Annotated in this window: 16 protein-coding genes and 1 pseudogene; 6 read left to right on the top strand and 11 right to left on the bottom strand. The window is 67.7% G+C overall.

Going from position 1 to position 18,310, the window contains the following annotated elements; all coding sequences use genetic code 11:
* The 6 genes and pseudogenes from KY469_14705 to KY469_14680 form a co-directional block, all read right to left on the bottom strand.
* Positions 1-355, bottom strand: a 355-nt coding sequence (locus tag KY469_14705) for a chlorite dismutase (GenBank protein ID MBW3664347.1), incomplete at its 3' end; no start/stop codon positions are given.
* A 155-nt stretch (positions 356-510) separates the two neighbouring features.
* A pseudogene (locus KY469_14700) lies at positions 511-938 on the bottom strand (DUF1440 domain-containing protein).
* Positions 939-1,096: 158 nt separating this feature from the next.
* Positions 1,097-3,991, bottom strand: a complete 2,895-nt coding sequence (locus KY469_14695; GenBank protein MBW3664346.1) for an ABC transporter permease — start codon at positions 3,989-3,991, stop codon at positions 1,097-1,099.
* Positions 3,988-4,725, bottom strand: a complete 738-nt coding sequence (locus KY469_14690) for an ABC transporter ATP-binding protein (GenBank protein ID MBW3664345.1) — start codon at positions 4,723-4,725, stop codon at positions 3,988-3,990. The genes KY469_14695 and KY469_14690 overlap by 4 nt, the downstream gene beginning before the upstream one ends.
* 37 nt (positions 4,726-4,762) lie before the next feature.
* Positions 4,763-5,107: a hypothetical protein gene (locus tag KY469_14685; protein ID MBW3664344.1), complete on the bottom strand. Its 345-nt coding sequence runs from the start codon at positions 5,105-5,107 to the stop codon at positions 4,763-4,765.
* 48 nt (positions 5,108-5,155) lie between these two features.
* The gene (locus tag KY469_14680) at positions 5,156-5,389 is read right to left on the bottom strand and encodes an SHOCT domain-containing protein (protein ID MBW3664343.1); all 234 of its coding nucleotides are present in this window, start codon (positions 5,387-5,389) and stop codon (positions 5,156-5,158) included.
* A gap of 235 nt (positions 5,390-5,624) precedes the next feature.
* Between KY469_14680 and KY469_14675 the strand changes: the two genes are divergently transcribed.
* From KY469_14675 to KY469_14665, 3 genes are all read left to right on the top strand, one after another.
* Positions 5,625-6,980 carry an MBL fold metallo-hydrolase gene (locus KY469_14675; GenBank protein ID MBW3664342.1) on the top strand — a complete coding sequence of 452 codons (1,356 nt, stop codon included), beginning with the start codon at positions 5,625-5,627 and terminating at the stop codon, positions 6,978-6,980.
* Between the two features lie 122 nt (positions 6,981-7,102).
* Positions 7,103-8,290, top strand: a complete 1,188-nt coding sequence (locus KY469_14670) for an MFS transporter (protein MBW3664341.1) — start codon at positions 7,103-7,105, stop codon at positions 8,288-8,290.
* Positions 8,283-8,990, top strand: coding sequence for a metalloregulator ArsR/SmtB family transcription factor (locus tag KY469_14665; protein MBW3664340.1), 708 nt, complete (start codon positions 8,283-8,285; stop codon positions 8,988-8,990). Before KY469_14670 ends, KY469_14665 begins: the two co-directional genes overlap by 8 nt.
* A gap of 160 nt (positions 8,991-9,150) precedes the next feature.
* Here KY469_14665 and KY469_14660 read toward each other — a convergent pair whose 3' ends face one another.
* On the bottom strand, positions 9,151-9,351 hold the full coding sequence (locus KY469_14660) for a MerR family DNA-binding protein (GenBank protein ID MBW3664339.1): 201 nt from the start codon (positions 9,349-9,351) through the stop codon (positions 9,151-9,153).
* A gap of 85 nt (positions 9,352-9,436) precedes the next feature.
* Here KY469_14660 and KY469_14655 point away from each other — a divergent pair, with 85 nt between their 5' ends.
* From KY469_14655 to KY469_14645, 3 genes are all read left to right on the top strand, one after another.
* Entirely contained in the window at positions 9,437-9,856 is a 420-nt protein-coding gene (locus KY469_14655; GenBank protein MBW3664338.1) for a hypothetical protein, read from the top strand.
* Between the two features lie 619 nt (positions 9,857-10,475).
* Positions 10,476-11,321 (top strand): peptidoglycan-binding protein, encoded by an 846-nt coding sequence (locus KY469_14650; protein ID MBW3664337.1) that lies wholly within the window; start codon positions 10,476-10,478, stop codon positions 11,319-11,321.
* A gap of 1,558 nt (positions 11,322-12,879) precedes the next feature.
* Positions 12,880-13,320: a hypothetical protein gene (locus KY469_14645; protein ID MBW3664336.1), complete on the top strand. Its 441-nt coding sequence runs from the start codon at positions 12,880-12,882 to the stop codon at positions 13,318-13,320.
* A gap of 39 nt (positions 13,321-13,359) precedes the next feature.
* On the opposite strand, the gene KY469_14640 is transcribed toward KY469_14645, so the two are convergent.
* The 4 genes from KY469_14640 to KY469_14625 all read right to left on the bottom strand — a co-directional run bounded on the left by KY469_14640 (position 13,360) and on the right by KY469_14625 (position 18,299).
* Entirely contained in the window at positions 13,360-14,646 is a 1,287-nt protein-coding gene (locus tag KY469_14640; GenBank protein MBW3664335.1) for a tyrosine-type recombinase/integrase, read from the bottom strand.
* Entirely contained in the window at positions 14,643-14,885 is a 243-nt protein-coding gene (locus tag KY469_14635) for a helix-turn-helix domain-containing protein (GenBank protein ID MBW3664334.1), read from the bottom strand. Before KY469_14635 ends, KY469_14640 begins: the two co-directional genes overlap by 4 nt.
* Positions 14,886-15,950: 1,065 nt before the next feature.
* Complete coding sequence (locus tag KY469_14630; protein MBW3664333.1) at positions 15,951-16,487, bottom strand: DUF4442 domain-containing protein; 537 nt, start codon at positions 16,485-16,487, stop codon at positions 15,951-15,953.
* Between the two features lie 252 nt (positions 16,488-16,739).
* Positions 16,740-18,299: a long-chain-fatty-acid--CoA ligase gene (locus tag KY469_14625; GenBank protein ID MBW3664332.1), complete on the bottom strand. Its 1,560-nt coding sequence runs from the start codon at positions 18,297-18,299 to the stop codon at positions 16,740-16,742.
* Positions 18,300-18,310: the final 11 nt, after the last annotated feature.

Raw genomic sequence — 18,310 nt, 5'->3', positions numbered from 1 at the left:
TGGCGATATGCCGCGAACGCTCCTCAAAGATGGCTCGCCGCTCATCCTGGGACAGTTCCCACCACTCCTCCGTCTTGCGGACCGGGATGAGTGCTGCCCGGATTGCCTCAGGCCGGCCGAGCGCTGGCTGCCGAGCGGTCAGCGCTTCGTGCTCTTCCCCCGTGACATAGCGCTCGTTGCTCGTCACGCCTCGGAGGAGCCAGATAGCTGTCTCCGGCGGTGCCTCCGCACCACCCTCGAGGACAGCCAGTCGCTCAACGGCCGGCAGGCCTTCTCCCTGCACGGCTTCGAGCGACTCAACTCGCCACGGTCCGGTGGGTTCCCCAGCGAACGTGACATAGAGCGGACGGGCCATGCCGGGATCGTATCCGGTCCCCTCTGCTTTGGACTCGGAGCCGTAGCGGACCCTGGTCCGAGCCAGAGGGGATGAGCTGCCAATCAGAAGCATTCGGGCGGTTCAAATACCGGAGCTTCAACAGTAGGTTCAGGAGTCCTCTCGAGCGACACGGGTCAGCGGCTTCCGGTCATCTTCCGTGCCAGTCCGGTGGTGGCTGCGATCGCGAGGCCGAATGCGAGGTGTGCGGCGAACCCACGCAGGTGGGTGGAGAGCGGGTAGTCACGGTTGGGTGCGGACGTGCCGATCGCCGGGGTGATGGTCTCATCGAGGATCAGCGACTGTGACACGCCGGTGACGAGCCTGACGTGACCGGTCTCATGCCGGTGCGACGACGGAGTAGCTGGTAGACGGGCGCTGCTGTTCGTCGAGGTCGACGCCGAGCACGCCGGAGGCGAGGTTGTCGGCCGCGAGGGCGAACGGCGGGTCGGGACGGACCTCCTACTCACTGTTGCCGGTCCTCCTCGCGCTCGAGTTCCATCAGCTTCATCCCGGCCTGCTCCATCGCCTAGGTGCCCGTGTAGCTGGCCACGGCCGCGACCATCGAATCCTTGACCAGACCAACCGCGTCTCCCTCGACGTCCTCTCCATCAGGGTTGTGGAACGTTGCGGTCACCACAGAGGCTACTTCGTGGCACCGGCCGGGTTGGTCGGCAGACGGCCGGTGACATCGGCGGACGCGTTGAACTCAGCCACTGGCGTTCATTCGAGGGTCCGCAGTGCGACGGCGGGGCGGATCTGGCTGGCTCTGCGGGCGGGCCACGCGGCGGCTGCGGTCGATGCCAGCAGGGTGACGCCGAGGAGCAGGGCGATCTGGAGCCATGGGATCTGGAAGCGGACATCCAGCCCTCCGAAGGCGCCTGCGTTGGTGATGAGCTGGTAGGCGGTGGCGCAGCCGAGCAGGGATCCGATGACGATGCCCTGGAGGGCGATGAACGAGGCCTCCAGCATGAAGGAGCGGCCGACGGTCTGAGGCTGCAGCCCGACGCTGCGCAGCAGACCGATCTGCTGGCGGCGCTCGCGCACGGCGCGGACCATGACGACACCGAGCCCGGCGACGCCGACGAGGAGTCCGAGCATCAAATAGCCCTGCAGGATCCGCATGAACTGGCGGTTCTGCTGCTGGCGTTCGGCGACGATGGACCGGAACGTCTGTGCCTGCACGCCGTGGCTGATGTGCTGTTGTTGGAGGGTGCTGGCGATCTGTCGAGGGTTCGCCTGCTCGTCCACGGCCACGTACAGCCGGTTCGTGGGGAGCCTGGACCCGAGGATGGATACGAGGCTGTCTTCGGACATGAAGGCGCCGGACAAGGCGAGTCCGCTCTTGGTGATCGCCACGATCTTCCGTTGTTCCTGCGCGCCGGTGAGCGGGTCGCGGACCTGGATGGTGTCGCCCGGCTGTACGGACTGGCCAGAGCCAGCCTGCTCGAGGAACTGGGCGTCGAGGATCATGGTGGAGGGATGGTCGAGCACGTGCTTCCAGACGGCGTTCTCATCGGGCAGGCTGGCGATCCACCGATCCAGTGCCGGGGGTTCGGCACGCAGGAACCGCCGGTCGTATCCGGAGGCGAACCAGCGGCGGAACTCCGCCTGCCCGGGAGCGCGGAACTCGACGGTGCGTGACGCGTGGCGCAGTGGAGCGATCGACACGACGCCGTCGATCTGGCGCGCCGCGTCGGCAGGGAGGGGGTTGCTCGGGCTGCTCGTGACCAACATGTCGTAGCCGCCGGATTCGGCGTCGGCGAACACGTCGGGTTGCGCGCCGACGACCTGTGCCAGCAGCGACACGAGAACGAGGGTGAACACGATCAGTGCGTACATGGCCAGCGTCATGGTGGTGCGGAAGGGTCGGGCCAGCGGGTACGCGAGCCCCAGCCGCGCGACGGGACTCCCGCGGCCGCCGGCGACGCGGCGCACGAGCCGCCCCACCACGTCCTGGTTCCGGGCCAGGACCACCACCGCGGCGCCGGTGATGACCAGTCCCTGGAGGACGAAGACGACGACGTCGGCGTTGCGGAACACGTCGGGGAACAGCGTCGGCACGACCACGCCCCACACCACGACCAGCAGCCCGAGCACGGTGACCGCGGGCCGCCGGCCCGTGAGGGGACTGACGAGCGCGACGATGCCGGCAGCCAGGACGGCAGGACCGACGAACAGCGCCGACCCGGCACCCGCTGATAGACCTGCGACCGTGACCGCACCGCCGAGCAAGACCGCCAGCACGCCGATGACGGTTCGGAGGACCGGCCTAGGGGGACGAGGCGGCTCTGGCAGCTCACGGATGGCGCGGATGATGTTCAGTCGGCTGATACGCACGCTGGTGGCCAGGACGGTCGCCAGCGAGATGAGCAGGCCCACCAACAGCCCACCGACGACGCTGGTGGGATCCGCGGCGAAGCGCAACTCCGGCGTGGATCCCCCACCTATCGACAGACCCCTGGCCAGCCTCATGATCGCAGCGCCGACGCCGATCCCCGCGGCGGAACCGAGTACAGCGGCGGCTGCAGCGTAGATCGACCCCTCGAGGACGAACGCGCGCACCAGCTCCGTGCGCTGCATCCCGACCGCCCGCATGATCCCCAGCTGGGTGCGGCGCTCCTGCGCCAGCATGACGAAGACGTTGACCAGCAGCAGGATCCCCGCAATCACCGCGAACGCACCGATGCCGAGGAAGATCTCTTCGGCGAACGCGCCGGTCTCCTCAGCGGCGTCCAGGAGTCGCTGCTTGCTCGCTACGACCTCCGCCTGCGGCAGTCCCTCGATCCGCTCCTCGAGGAGTTCGGTGATCTGATCGGTCCGCTCCACCCCGGAGAGGACCCCGCCCTGGTTGGAGACGAACGCCAGCGAGATCGGCGGAGAAGCGGCCTCCGTCGCATCGGCGGCCAGCTGCTGGATGGTGCCTGGTGGCAGGAAGACGTTGAGGCTGCGGGCGTCGAGATCCGTGCTGTAGCCGGCGAGTCCCGTCCGCGGCAGGACGCTATCGACCTCCAAGCTGCGACTCTGGCCGTACGCGAACACCGTGATGTGGTCGCCCACACCGACGCCCAGTTCCTCGGCGAGATCGTTCGAGATCGCGACAGCGCCCTCGGCGGGCGTCGGTGCCGCACCGAGTCCCGTCGTCGCCGGGTCGTCACCGAGCTCGCGGGCCTCGTCGAACTCGACCTCGAGCAACTGGACGTCGGGCTGCACCATGGGGTCGCCGCCTTCGATGCCGGTCGCAACGGTGCCACGGCTGCGCAGGCCGAACGCCACCCCGTCGACGCCGCGACGCTGTTCGAGACCGGACAGGGCCTCCCGCAGGCCCGGCAAGGCGTCGGCCCCCGGTGCGGTCACCGTCTCGTCGACCGGTCCCAGCTGGGTGAACGCGCCCGCCTGCAACGAGCTCTCGAGTGCGTCGCCGACCACCAGCGACCCGGTGATGATCGCGGTGCCCAGCAGCGCCCCCAGTGTCACCAGGGCCGTCTCCGTCGGGCGGCGCCTCGCCGAGCGGATGCCCAGGCGCCGTGCGGCCGGGTGGCGGGCTGCGGTGATGGCGATGAGCGCGGCCGCGACTGCGGCCAGCCCGCCGAGTACCAGGAGTGCCGCGGTGGTCATGCGCGCGCCTGCTCGTCGACGATGCGTCCGTCGTGCATGGTCAGCAGACGGTCCGCACGTCGGGCGATGGTCTCGTCGTGCGTCACGAGCACGATGGTCAGGCCCTCGGCGTTCAGGCCGTGGAGCAGCTCCATGACGTCGCCGGCGGTCGCGCTGTCGAGGTTGCCGGTCGGCTCGTCGGTCCACACGATCTCCGGTTGGGGAGCCAGCGCCCTGGCGATCGCGACACGCTGCTGCTCGCCGCCGGACAGCTCGGCGGGTCGGTGATCGACCCGATCGGCCAGCCCGACCTGAGCCAGCACCTCCTCGGCACGGCGACGGGCCTCGTCAGGTCCGGCGTCACCCAGCAGCAGCGGCAGCTCGACGTTCTCTGCCGCGCTGAACACTGGCACGAGGTTGAAGGCCTGGAAGATGAACCCCATGGCACGGCCGCGGAACGCCGTGCGCTCACGGTCGGACATCTGGTGGATGTCGCGACCGGCAACGAGGACCTGACCCTCGTCGACATCGTCGAGACCGGACAGGCAGTTCAGCAGCGTCGTCTTGCCCGAACCGGATGGCCCCACCACGGCGACCATCTCACCTCGGTCGACCGCCAGGTCCGTGCCGCGCAGCGCCTGCACCTCGGTCTGCCCGCGCCGGTAGGTTTTGACGACCCCACGGGCTTCCACGATGGGACCCGTGACCTGCCGGTAACTGGCGGCAGGGCTCGATGATCCACGTGGTTGGTTCATGGTTGTCTCCTCGGCTCGCATGGAACTGGCGCAGCGATCAGCGGTGGCGATTTCGCTGCTGGAGATCGGTCGCCTGGTACAGCGCATCCAGGTATGCGTCCTTGTCCGCGGGTGCGCTGACGTTGACCAAGATGGCGTCTTCGGTGACGTCGACGTCGAACGAGAAGAACCCGCAGCATCGGGATTCGTGGTCAACGAGTTCGCGGACGTCATCCTCCAGTCGGTCGTTGTGCTCGAACATGAGTCGGACACCGTGGGGAGTCCGCTTGCGGTCGCGTAGTCCGCGCTCGACCACGTCGGCGAACTCGACGTTGCGTCGCTTGGCGCCCTGATCGTCGAGGTCGCAAGATGCGCCCCCGTCATGGATGGGTAGCTGCGGCATGCATGGCTCCTGTGGTTGGCGGTCGTCCCGGGGATTCGGTCCCTAGTCTCAGCTACGTCGCTCAAGGTCGTCGCGGCGCTGGTGGTACTCGTCGCGGTCGATCTCTCCCCGCGCGTAACGCAGCTCGAGAGCTTCGAGTGCGCTCGACGTACCTGGGCGCCGACTGTCGCTGACAGTTCTGACGAGCCACACGACGCCGGCGATCAGCGCCGCCAGTACGAGCGCCATGAGAACGAACATGACGACCATCATCATGGGCCCTGGCATCATCGCGTCTGGCATGGGTTCCCTTCCGTAATCGGTGCCCAACGAGCCTTGCCGGGCAGCAACGCCACGATGGTGAGGCGGTGACCGCCCCGGGGTCGCTGACCCCAACGCTCGTCCCGTTGTGGCTGCTCCACGTCGCTTTCCTCGACGTTGCTGCTGCGGCCGGGTGCCGCTGTTCAAATGTTGGCTTGACCTCGACCGTAACGGTTCGTAAGTTGATGTCAAATGAACGTTTGAAGAAGGGCTGGACGTGACACTCTCCGTGCACCGGATCGCCGACACCGGCCTGGGCAACAGCGCCTGGCTGGTCGACCTCGGCGACGGCTCCGCCCTGGCCGTCGACCCCTCGCGTGACCCCGGCGAGCCGCTGGAGCTCGCCGAGAAGCTCGGCCTCCGGATCCGCTGGGTCGTCGAGACCCACCTGCACGCCGACTTCGTGTCCGGTGCGGGGGAGCTCGTCGCCGCCGTGCCGGGCGTGACCCGGCTCGCGCCCGCCGACGCCGCCTTGGAACCACCGCATGAACCGGTCGCCGACAGCGAGGAGCGTGATCTCGGCGGACTCACGCTGCAGGTGCTGTCGACGCCGGGCCACACCCCGGAACACGTCTCCTACGTGCTTCTCGACGACCGTCGGCCGCAGGCGCTGTTCTCCGGCGGCACGTTGATCGTCGACGGCGTGGCACGCCCCGACCTGATCTCGCCCGAGCGCACCGAGCCGCTGGCGCGGGCGGCGTGGCGGTCCATCACCGGGACGATGCTGCAACTCCCCGATGAGGTCCCCGTGTATCCCACCCACGGTGGTGGCTCGTTCTGCTCCGCCGGGTCCGGGGATCAGCCATCGACCACGATCGGTGAACAGCGACGGTCGAACCGGCTCCTGCAGGTCGGTGACGAGGACGGGTTCGTCGATGAGCTGCTTGGTGGGCTCAGCAGCTTCCCCCCGTACTTCCTCCGTCTGCGGGATGTCAACCGTCGCGGCCCACGGCTGTACGGGACCGACACGCCCAGGCTCGACCCACTCGCGCCCTCTGTAGTCGCCGAGAGGATCACCGACGGGGCGCAGCTCATCGACGTCCGACCGGTCGACCGCTACGCAGACGCGCACGTGGCGGGCTCGCTGTCCATCGAACTGCGTGACAGCTTCGCGACGTGGCTCGGATGGCTGATCGACGACCCCGACACCCCGCTGCTGTTCGTGGTGGACGACGATCAGGACACCGACGACCTCGTGCGCCAGTGCCTCAAGATCGGCTACGAGCACCTGGTCGGCCACCTCGCCGGAGGCATCCCCGGATGGCGCGCGGCGGGCCACGACACGGTCGCGACCCCACTCACCGACACCCCGCGGACGGACGCGACCGTCCTCGACGTCCGGCAGCGATCCGAGTGGGAAGCCGGCCACATCGCCGACGCGACCCACGTCGAGCTCGGGAACATCGCTTCGGCGGCGGGTGACCTGCCGGACGGACCACTGGTCACCCACTGCATGCACGGACAGCGATCGATGACCGCAGCCAGCCTCCTGGAGCGAGCTGGGCGGGATGACGTCGCGGTGTTCTCCGGCGGCCCCGACGAGTGGCGGCAGGCCATCCGGAGAGGCGCGTGAGCTCGACCACGGCGACCGAGCCACGGACCGGCGAGCCGTCTGACGCCGGTCCCGCGCTGGGGCTGCGCGCCAACTGGCGGCAGTTCGCGCTACTGGTCACCGTCAACGTCTTCGTCGGCGGGATGGTCGGTCTCGAACGCACGGTTTTGCCCGTCGTCGGCGCGGAGGAGTTCGGCCTGGAACCGAACGTGGTGCTGTTCTCGTTCATCGCCGCGTTCGGGATCACCAAGGCGGCCGCCAACTACCTCGCCGGCGTGGCCGCCGACCGCACCACCCGCAAGGCCGTGCTGATCGCCGGCTGGATCGTCGGCCTGCCAGTGCCCTTCCTGCTCGCCTACGCGCCGGCCTGGTGGATGATCGTGGCCGCCAACGTCCTCCTCGGACTGAACCAGGGCCTGGCCTGGTCGATGGCCGTGAACATGAAGATCGACCTCGCCGGCCCACGCCAGCGGGGCCTGGCGATGGGCCTCAACGAAGCCGCCGGCTACACCGCGGTCGGCGTCACGGCGCTGCTGACCGGCTACATCGCCTCCAGCGCCGGGCTGCGCCCGGAGCCGTTCCTCATCGGGATCGCCTACGCCGTGATCGGGTTGGCGCTGTCCGTGCTGCTCGTGCGCGACACCAGCGACCACGCGCGCCTCGAGGCACGGCTACACCACGACGCCGAGGGTCACGAGCCGGAGCACCGCTCCGCCGGCTGGGTAATCGCGCAGACGTCGTGGCGGAACCGCACCCTGTTCGGCGCATCCCAGGCCGGGCTCGTCAACAACCTCAACGACGGACTGTCCTGGGGCGTCCTGCCGGTGCTGTTCGCCGCGGCTGGGCTCGGCCTGGCGGACATCGGGCTGCTCAAGGCGATCTACCCCATCATCTGGGGACTCGGGCAGATTCTCACCGGGCCACTAGCCGACCGGATCGGCCGCCGCCCGCTCGTCGTCGCCGGGATGCTCACCCAGTCCGTCGGTCTGGCGGTGATCGGGTTCGGCCTTGCGCGTCCCTTCGCATCGGGAGTCGCGGGCACCGTCCTGCTCGGCGTCGGCACGGCCATGGCCTACCCGGCCCTACTGGCCGCCGTCGGGGACGCCGCCCACCCGTCGTGGCGCGCGACCTCGGTCGGCGTGTACCGGTCCTGGCGCGACATCGGCTACGCCGTCGGGGCGGTCCTTGCCGGCGTCGTCGCCAGCCTGGTCTCGCTGGCCGCGGCCGTGCAGGCAGCGGCCGCGTTGACACTTCTCTCTGGAACCGTCGCCTGGCGCACCATGAGCGAGACCGCCCCCGCCAGGCAGGTTGGAGGAGATGCCCATGGATGACAGACGCCAGCGGATCGGTACGTCCAACGATGTCGGGACGCGTGCGGCGAAGGATGCGCTGTTCGCCGGCCTGGCGTCGGTCGCCAAGGCGCTCGCCAGCGGACGGCGAGCCGAGATCATCGAGCTGCTCGCACAAGGTGAGCGAACCGTCGAACAGGTCGCGGCCGCGATCGACCAGTCCGTCGCGAACACCTCCCACCACCTGCGCACCCTCGCGCGCGCAGGTCTCGTGGCGACGCGTCCAGAGGGCACTCGCGTGCACTACCGCTTGGCCAGCCTGAGGGTCGCCGACATGTGGCGAGCCATGCGGGGCGTCGCCAGCGACTACGTCGACGGCATTCAACAACTCGCCGACGCCTACCTCGGCGAGCGCGACGGTCTCGAGATGATCACCCGCGAGGAGCTCGCCGAGCGCCTCCGCCGTCGGGATGTCACGTTGATCGACGTCCGCCCCGAATCCGAATACGAGGCCGGGCATGTCGCCGGCGCGATCTCCGTCCCCGTCGACCAACTCGCCCGACGACTCGACCAGCTGCCCACCGACACCGAGATCGTCGCCTACTGTCGCGGCCCGTACTGCGTCTACGCGGACCAGGCCGTCCGGTCCCTGACACAACGGGGACGAGCCGCCAAGCGCCTCGAGGACGGCTACCCGGAGTGGGCGACCGCAGGACTCCCGGTCGAGACAGGGCGGCGTTGAAGCAGCCATTCACGCAGGTCGAATAGGACACGTCTGCCGGTGAAGTCCTAACTCGGCGAGTGCCAGTCAGCTTCGCAGTGGTTCCGCTCGGATCGAGGTTCTGATCGAAGCGATCGATAACAGGTGCGCTCGGCTGGTCCGGCGTAGGCCGAACGCTGGTTCAGGCGATGAGTCCGCAGTAGCCCTCGCAGTCTTCGAGGTCGAACGTTCGGGCGCGCTTTGCGATGCCCTGGAGCTGAGAACGGAGCTTGCGCAGCTCAAGCATCCGCCGCTCGATCTCGGTTAGCCGGTGCTCGACGAGCGACGCGACGTGCTCGCAGGGGGGCTGGCCGCTGTCGCGTACGTTGAGGATCTCGCGGATTGGCGCGAGCGTGAATCCGGTTCCCTGCGGCGTTCAGCACCCGAGCGGAGGAGATGTGCCGAGACGTTCACATGCTGTTGCCCGCATGTTCCTTGACCGGGCGGTGGTTGGTGGCGCGGCGGCGTTGGCCGTAGTCGCTCTGGCGGCCTGCGGGTCCGGGACGACGGCGGATCCTGCTGAGTGTCCTGCCCTCACAGCTGCTGCCACGGAGGCGGACGGTCCGCTGGGAACGTTCGAGGAGGCGAGCCTGGTCGCGCTCGGCGAACTGTTCCGCATCTACCCGGATGGGCGACCGATGCCCGTGGAGGTGACCGGGGACACCGTCGAAGTCGAGGGGGCGGCGGTTTGGCGTTTGGAGGGCGACTACGAGGTCACCGCCGATGAGCAGGTGCGCGCCGAACGTTGGGTGCTGTGGGTCGGCTCCGATGGCACGGATCTACGGGTGCTGTGCGCGTACGGACCGTCCGGGTTGAGCGGCACCCGGGAACGACGGGGGCGAGATTGATCGGCCGCGTAACTACGGAGCACGGCGTCTGAGTCGCGTGGGGTGAGTGTCCGGTTATGCCCGATCGGGCAGTCTTCGTTGCTCGACGACCGAACCAGTGCTTAGATCCGTATAGGTATAGGTCGATCATCTGGCTGGGATGCGGTTAGGTCCACAAGGCGGCAGCAGCGACGATAGAGACGACGTGGCCCCCGCGACGCTGGCCCGCTCTCGCCAGGCATACTTGCGGGCGCAGACGCCACGGTCACCCGACGGTCCTTTGAAGGCGCCAGGGTCCGCCAGCACGACGACGTCTGCCCGCCTGCGCGCCGCCCCGACCGAACATCCGCTGTTCGCGCTCCAGCGATCCGCCGGAAACCGCGCGGTGGCGGGTCTCGTCGTGCAGCGAATGAGCTCTGGCCGCTGCACGTGTGGCGGAGGCTGCGGCGGCTGCGGCCAGTCGGCGATGCAAGACGACGACTTGCAACGCATGCCCCTGGTTCCTGCGCTCGTCCCTGCGCCCGTGCAACGAACGCCGGCGCCGGCGCCCCTTCGTTCGCCGAAGCTCAGTGGCAACAACAGGGTCACCTCAGCGGCCACTAATAGCCCACCGCTCACGCGCGGCGAGCAGAGCGATGGTGTGGCGGTGATGCAAGACGCGTTGGGCGAAGTCGGATACATGCCAGGACGCTCACGCCACTCGGACGGGTCGATGGACGGCAACTACGGGCCTGCGACGCAAGCCGCGGTGCGGCAGTTTCAGGAGGCCCACAGCGTCCCGTACCCGAGCGGCCACGAGGCCGGGAGGCGAACGCTCACCGCGCTCGATGCCAAACTGAGGGGCGGTCCGAAGCCGAAGCCGCCACCGAAGCCCACACCACCGCGGTGCAACTATCGACCCGATGAGCGCGAGCAGGCGCGGAAGAACGACGGCGACATCGAGGGCAGTGGCAACCGTTTCCGCCTCACCGGCTTCAGCCCCGGCGACGCCACGCTTAAGCCCGCGCATGAGCGGTTCCTGCGCAAGTTCATCTTGCAACGCCCCTTCGAGGTTTCGAGGGCCGAGAACGGCTTCGCCGTAGGCGTCACGGACTGCGTCAGCGAGGAGGGCAGCACCGACCGGCGCCCTGCGACTCGAGCGCGCGCGATCGGTCGTGCGGTTCGCCCGCCAGCTCGCCGGCGCTGGGTTCACCTTCAGAGCGCTCGACGACCCCATGGCGCGGATCACGGGCGACAACGCCACGCCGGCGGCGCGCGCGCGCAATCGCGCCGTCGACCTGACGTTCTCCCGCGCCCCGTGCGATCAAGAACGCGTGGCCGACGCCAGGAAGTCGGTCGCGTCTGCGGAGGCGACGCTTGCCGCGGCCCGAGCGCGGCTTGCCCGAGCCAAGGAGGACGAAGTAGAGGTGATGATCAAAAGGACGGCCTGTGGCCTGAATGGGCCCAACAGGGGTGGCGAGGAGTGCTACAAGGCTTTCTACCCTGAGCAGAAGCGGATTGCGAAGGAGCTCAGGGAAGCCCCGATCGCCATCCGAGCCGCGGAGCAGAACCTGGCCACTGCCAGGTCGAAACTTCGAGCCGCGGAGCATGAGCTTGCTCAATGTTCGAGCGGCGCGCCGTAGACCTCTGGCGCCAACACTTCCGCCCGACGTTCTCGTTGCGCAGTGGCTCGAAGAGCTCGCGCTTCGGCGAGACGAAGACCGCTGCGCCGACGCTGCTGCAGGTCTGCGTATCTCGGACCCGACATCGACAATCATGCAGATCGGCATCGTCGGTTGGTGGCTCGGCGATGCCGTACTGAATACAGCGACCTCGCCGATGGCGACTCTCGCCCGGATGCCCCATTTTGGCACCGAGCCCGGTACCCATCGCCTACGTCGTCGCCGTCGCCCCTGCCGTCGCCGGCCTTGGCGCGTCCACCGCATCGGCGGGCTATCCCGCGAGAAGGCATGGCGGCGCAGTAGCGCACGCGACCAGCTCCGCGTCGCGGTAGGTCTGCCGGACTTCCGAGCAGCCCTTCCCATCCTTCGCCGGCGTGCAATCAAGCTTCCGCGCCGTCGACCGTGGCGGACAGTCACGGGCCGTTGGAGCTTTCGCTATCCCATCGCGGCGTGGTCGGTTCGATCCCCCCATGCGGTGGCCGCTCAGCCGAGTCGCTCGGTTCGTGCTGCGGGCCGTATTGTGCGGTGCCCTCGTCGTCGGCGCCGCCCACGTGCTCGCCGTCAGCCGTCGCAGCAATACTGAACCTTCGCGGGGGCGCTCGACGCCGTCGATGCGCTCTCCGAGGAGCTCGATCAGCCTGACCTCCAACAGAGATACTGATCGCCGCCGAGGTGCTTGCGCTCCACCACCGCACGGTCCCGCTGAAGGCCGGCGTGAGGTAGGTGAGATCGATTCTCGAGGTGGGATGATGATGGTGCGCGAGCTCGAAGTATCGGGGAATGATTCTAGCCGGCTGTGGGTCCGCGTCCATCAGCTCGGTGCGCGCGTGCTCCGATGCGTCGGAAGGAAGGTGGTTGGACCATCGCTCTGATCCTGTACGCAGCCGTGTCGCCAATTTTCCGACTCGGGTTCCTTATCGTCGGCTTCCCCTCGCCTGGGTTGGATTGCAGCGGGGGAGGCCCCGGAGGTGTCGCTGTGGCGGTTGGCCATCGTCGCTCTCTGGCCGCAATCGCCGATGGGGCGGCGAGCAGGAGCGCGTGGAGTCGACGACTCCCCACTGAGTGGGATGTTGGTCCGTTCCGACACGTCTCGGGCGGGCCCGTCTGATTCAACCGCAAGGTCGGCGGACATTCAGCCAAACGGTCGGGTCAGCCATCGCGTGTTGTAGGCGGCGGAGCGCTCCTACGACGCGGTGCTTCTCATCACCCACGGCTGCTCCACCGCCCATCCGAGTCTACCCATCCGCGTTGCGTCACTCGTCCGTTTCCTTGGCTTAGCTAAGAACTGTTGAACCGGCACACGACGACAACCGGCCCGCGTAGGACTGACGTGCGGGGCGTCTAGGCTGCCGGGGGCAACCTGGCTGCCATAGGCGAGTCCTAATGCGACGCTTGCTCGTGCTCATCGTGTTCGTACAGATGGCCGGATGTGGACCGAACCCCACCCAGGAGGCGGCAGATTTCGCCATGAACGCATGCGCACTCATCGGTCTAGGCGTCGCCGACGATGTTGAGGTCTCACCGACCAGCTTGACGGCAGCAGAAGTCACGACCGCGCTCGCAACCCTCTCGGATGCGATGGACGCTATGGCGCGAGCCGCTCAGCTCGACCGCGACTGGAGCGAGGCAAACCGGGCGATGGAGGTCGTCGCCGACACGCTTGAGGGGCTGCGCCGCTTCCAGGAGGAGTACGAGGAAGAGAACGCGCACTCCTCGCTGCCTGGCCTCCGACCGGCTTACCCGCCGGCACTCGTGGCGGACGCCGCTCAAGCCGTTGAGGCTCTGACGTTGCTCCGTGCCGAGTGTCGCAAGGCCAGAGCTTGACGCACTCGGCATGGGTAACGGGTCATGAAGATCGGCGTGCTAGGCCTCAGCAGGGGTCAGAGATCGAATGGATCGAGTTCTCGGGATGCGGCGCGGGCGCCGTCGAACCAGTCGACCTGGGGGTGAGAGGTAGCGCTTGGCGGTGAAGTCGGGGGAGTGGTGCCCCATAAGCTTGGACACGACTTCCAGTGGGAGCGTGCGCAACATGGTGGCTCCGTAGAGGTGGCGCAGCGAGTACCAGGTGATGTGTCGCGGCCAGTTCGCTCGGCTGGCGGCGGCGCGGAATCGGTGGTTGAAGTTGCGGCGGTACTCCCAGGCTCCTTGCGGGGCGGGGAACACAACGGGGTCGGGCTCGCCTGAGATCCAGCGGCGGTAGTCGATCAGTTCCTTGAGGTCGTGCTCGAGGAAGCCGGCGAAGGTCACCGTTCGGATGCTGCCGTGCTTGGGCGGAGTGATGGAGCGGTTGCCGGAGTCCTCCTCGACGAGTTGTTCGTCGATGCGGATCTCGAGGCCGGTGATGTCGATGCGGCTCGTCCGCAGGGCGAACAGCTCACCGTTGCGCAGGCCGGTGGTCGCGACGAGTACGGGTTGCAGGCCCCGGCCCTGGGGCCCGACGATGTCGTGGCGACGGTTACCTCCTGCGGTTGGTCGGTTCGGCCACGCGAGCCACGCCAGCCAGGTGGCGAGGTCGTAGACCATGTCCCAGTTCGGGACCTGGTCGGGATGGACGGTCTTGGGGTCGAGGCCTTGGTTGTCGGCCTTCGTGACCGAGTAGCGCACGCCCCGCATCGGGTTGCGGTCGAGCAGCCCGCGGTCCATCAGCCACGAGATGAAGCTGCGGCAGGTTTGGCCTGTCTTCTGTAGCGCTGAGGACGACAGTCCGTTGTCCTGGGCTTGGTTGAGGATCCTGATCCACAGCTGCTTGTCGTCCAGCTCGGCGACGCTTGCGCGCGTGGGTATGTGGGGACTGATCCTCAGTCGCCACTCACGGTCCATGTTCTCGGCGTGGCGTGTCGACCAGGGCTTGTTCTCCCGGGTCCGGTGGTTGGCGGGCTCGAGCCAGGAGGCGGCTTCGGCGTGTGCCAGGACTCGACTGGGGTCGGCGCTGTGCTGACGGCGGTTGCGGCGCAGGTTCTTGGCGATCCTGGACGCCTTGTCTTGCGCCGCTCGGAGCGTGCGTCCCCCGGTGGTGTCGACGACACGTCGGCCGGCGCCGTCGTAGCCGTAGACGCGGTAGTAGGGAGAGGTGTCGGTCGGTGCGTAGATCTCGATGCGCGGGTCGGTGTAGCTCTTGACCGGATGGTTGCGGTCCTGACGGGCGGTCACGACGCCACCTCGCCACGCAGCGTCGCGACCCAATCGACGACGTCACCCCGGAACCAGCGCACCGAACGGCCGGGAAGCTCCAACGGACGCGGGAACGTGGGATCAGTCTCGCGCCACTCCCGGATCGTCCTTCGTGTCACCTTGAAGTACGCCGCCAAGTCCTCGATGGTCCAGACATCGTCCGGTGTGGCCGTCGCACCTCGGCCAGGCTGCCGCGTAGGGTCGTCCGGTGGTGGCATGGCTGTCTCCTGAGGCCTCCGTGAGTGAGAGGTCCGACAGCCGCCAAAAAGTGACACCGAGTTACGCACCGACGCGACGGTGGAGCCGGTCGGCAGTTGAGGGAATCCTGAGGGAATCCGTTCCCACGCCCCCCGCCTCGACCAGCGTCGAAACGTGAAATCCGCGGAGCTGGGCGCGCTACGTGGGCGTCTCAGCCGATGGCTACGAGGGGTGGACCACAACCTTGCCAAGGTGGGGGTCGCGGGTTCGAATCCCGTCGTCCGCTCCACACGCTCCCGGCGCGAAAGCTCCGGTTTCCGCGTCTCTGAGCCGCTCTGGCACGGTTCTTCTCCTCAGCCTGAGTGGAAGGTAGCGGCGAGAAGCGAGCATCTACCAGCATGTAGTGCCCTGGAGTTGTTGGAATCCTGTTGGAACGACGCCAGCAGCTGGCGGAGCCGATCACATCTTGTCCCGCCGACTCGATGTTCTCCACCCCGACGTACGGAGGATGGCTAGATTCGCCGGCTACCCCGCGGGCGTAGCACGCCTGCGGCATGAGTTACGCCGATGGTCCCTTCTCGGCGGTGGGGTTGTCGAAGCTACGTCGACGCGTACGCGTCACCTCCCCGCACTGGGTGCACGCGTGACGGGTTGTGGGTCGTAGCCAGCTGCCGTCGCCAGCAGCGCTGAGGAGCGAAGTGCCGCACGACTGGCAGGGTAGAGACACGACCGGGGCGCCATGGTCAGTTGCGCGATGTAGCGCAAGCATGCGCAGTGCGACTTCGTCGATGCTCGCCGTCGAGCCTCACGATCCGCGACAACACCCGAGGCAGCAACCGGTTCACGGGCGCGAGGGACGTGCGAAGTGTTGACTTCGAAGCGAACTCGATCAGAGTCGGTGGTGCGTGCAACCCTGTTCAAAGGCTCCAGGTCGATCCCCTGCATCGCATCGTTCGTTGATGGAGGCCTCGGGGCTGACAGGGTTTCGCTGTGGATCCGTGACTTGGCGTTCGAGCACCGGAGCATCCAAGGGGAGATCGTGGTCAGGTCCGGATCGGAATCCTGATAGGTGAACCCGGTGACGCTCATCGGGACTTCGCTGAGGAACCTGTCGCTCTACGGGTCGACGGGCGTGCGGGTCGGGACACGGTCTCGCGATCGCCCGTCGTGCGGCGCAGGTAGTAGTGGCCGACCGCGGTGGTCACGACCTGGTCGGCGGTGTCACGTAGTGAGATGTCGATCGCGTACTCAGCGATCCCACGGCCGTCGAGCTGCTCGGCGATCGAGGCCACCGCCGCCGCCCCGCAGGTGGCCTCCGCCCTGAGATCGGTCCTCGCCACCTTGAGGAACTCGATGGTGACGTTCCGGACAGCGATCCAGCACGGCCCGAACTCAGGGTGGGCGAAGTACACCACCCCGCCGGTCGCTTCGGCCACAGCCCACTGGACCGCGGCGTGGACGCCGCCGAGGTGGTTCGAGTTGGCCTCGGTCAAGGGCACCGCACAGACGATGGTGTCGCCCAGCGACTCGACCCGGAGCCCGATGTGCTCGTACAGCGGAAACAGACGGCGCAGCTCCGCCTCGATGCCTGCTGGCGTCAGCGGAGTGGTCGGCCCCGTCATCGCCGGACCAGCTGGCTGTGGGGCGGTGTGGACCGCGGACCAACGACACGGTCCCGGTTACGCACCTGTCCAGGTATCGCCGCGGGTTCCGTGTGGGTAGATGCAAGCTCCAGGGGTGGTCCGCTGTACGCCGACACCGACGGTGCGATCGTGACGCGCATGATGAGCGCTGCGACGGCCGTCAGAGTGGCCCGCGCCTTACGGGATTTGCCGCTGATACTCAGGTGTCGCTCCGTCGTCAACTGAGGCTTGCTAGTGCACGGCGCGGTCCTGATCTTCCCAGAAGGGGGCGCGAAGTTCGCGCTTGAGGATCTTGCCTGCACCGGACTTCGGTAGCTCGTCCTGTCTGATGTCGACGCTGCGAGGGCACTTGTAGTTGGCGATCTGTTCCTTGCAATGAGCGAGGAGTTCCGCTTCGGAGACGTCCGAGTCGGGCGCGATCCGCACGATCGCGTGTACCTGCTCGCCCCACTCGTCGCTCGGTATCCCGATGACGGCGCACTCGAGCACGGCGTCGTGGCTAGCCAGTGCGTTCTCGACCTCGGCCGTGTAGACGTTCTCTCCGCCGGTGACGATCATGTCCTTGAGACGGTCGACCACGAACACGAAGCCGTCGTCATCCATGTAGCCAGCGTCTCCTGTGTGCAGCCAGCCGTTGCGGAGCGCGGTCTCCGTCTCGTCGGGCCGGTCGAGGTAGCCGATCATGACGTTGTCTCCGCGGACGCAGATCTGCCCGACCGTCTCTCGCGGCACCTCCTGGTCCTCCTCGTCGAGGATCGCTACCTCGACACCGAAGGCTGCTTGGCCTGCCGATCGGGTCTTGCCAGCGAGGGGTCCGGAGAAGGTGTGACGTTCTGGAGGCAGCAGCGTGACGACCGGTGCGGCCTCTGTCTGGCCGTAGGCCTGAACCAGGTTCAGCTGCGGTACGAGCTTCAAGATGCCATCGATGAGAGCTTCCGACATCGGCGAACCGCCGTACAGCAGCTGCTCCCACGACGACAGGTCCCGCTGCTCCACATCGGGGACCTGGGTCAGAGCGGCGATCATGGTGGGTACGAGCAGCGTCGTGGTGACCCGGTGAGCCTCGATCGCTTCGATGACCGCAGCCGGGGCGAAAGCGGGAACGAAGGTGTGGGTGGCTCCGGCGAGCGCGACGGCGTACATGCCGGCAGCGTCGGCGAGGTGGAACATCGGAGCGACGTGGAGGTAGACCGTCTGGGGCCCGAAGCCGACGGCAGGCACGAGGTGGAAGGCGTTGCTGAGCAGGTTGTTGTGGCTGAGCATCACGCCCTTGGACCTGCCCGTGGTGCCGCCGGTGTAGAAGAGGCCCGCGAGGTCATCACCGCGTCCCTCGCTGGCGGGGATCGGGTCACTGTCGGCTATCAGCTGCTCGAAACCGTCCGTGCCTTCGGGCGGATCGCCATCACCGACGTGGACGACGTGGCGGAGCGTGCTGACTGCTTCCTGGAGCTTGGGCACGACTGGGAGGAAGGTGTCGTCGACGAACAAGATGGATGCCCCCGAGTCGGTCAACCAGTGAACGATCTCCGGCGGAGCGAGACGGATGTTGATCGGCACCACGACGCCTCCGCCCCATGAGACGGCGAAGTACCACTCGAGGTAGCGGTCGCTGTTCAGCGCCAACATCGCTACGCGGTCACCGTCTCCCATGCCCATGCGACGCAGGGCGGAGGCGAGTCGGGCGACGCGGTCTCGGTGTTCCGGCCAGGTTCTGCGCCGGTCTCCGAAGATGGTCGCGGTGTCTCGGGGTGCGACCTGCGCGTTGCGGGCGAGCGTCTGGCTGATCCTCATGTTCCTCTCCT

Source organism: Actinomycetota bacterium, assembly GCA_019347575.1.
Classification (GTDB): domain Bacteria; phylum Actinomycetota; class Nitriliruptoria; order Nitriliruptorales; family Nitriliruptoraceae; genus JAHWKY01.
Note: the sequence above shows the minus strand (reverse complement) of the source record. Positions and strands in the feature narration are given on the sequence as shown.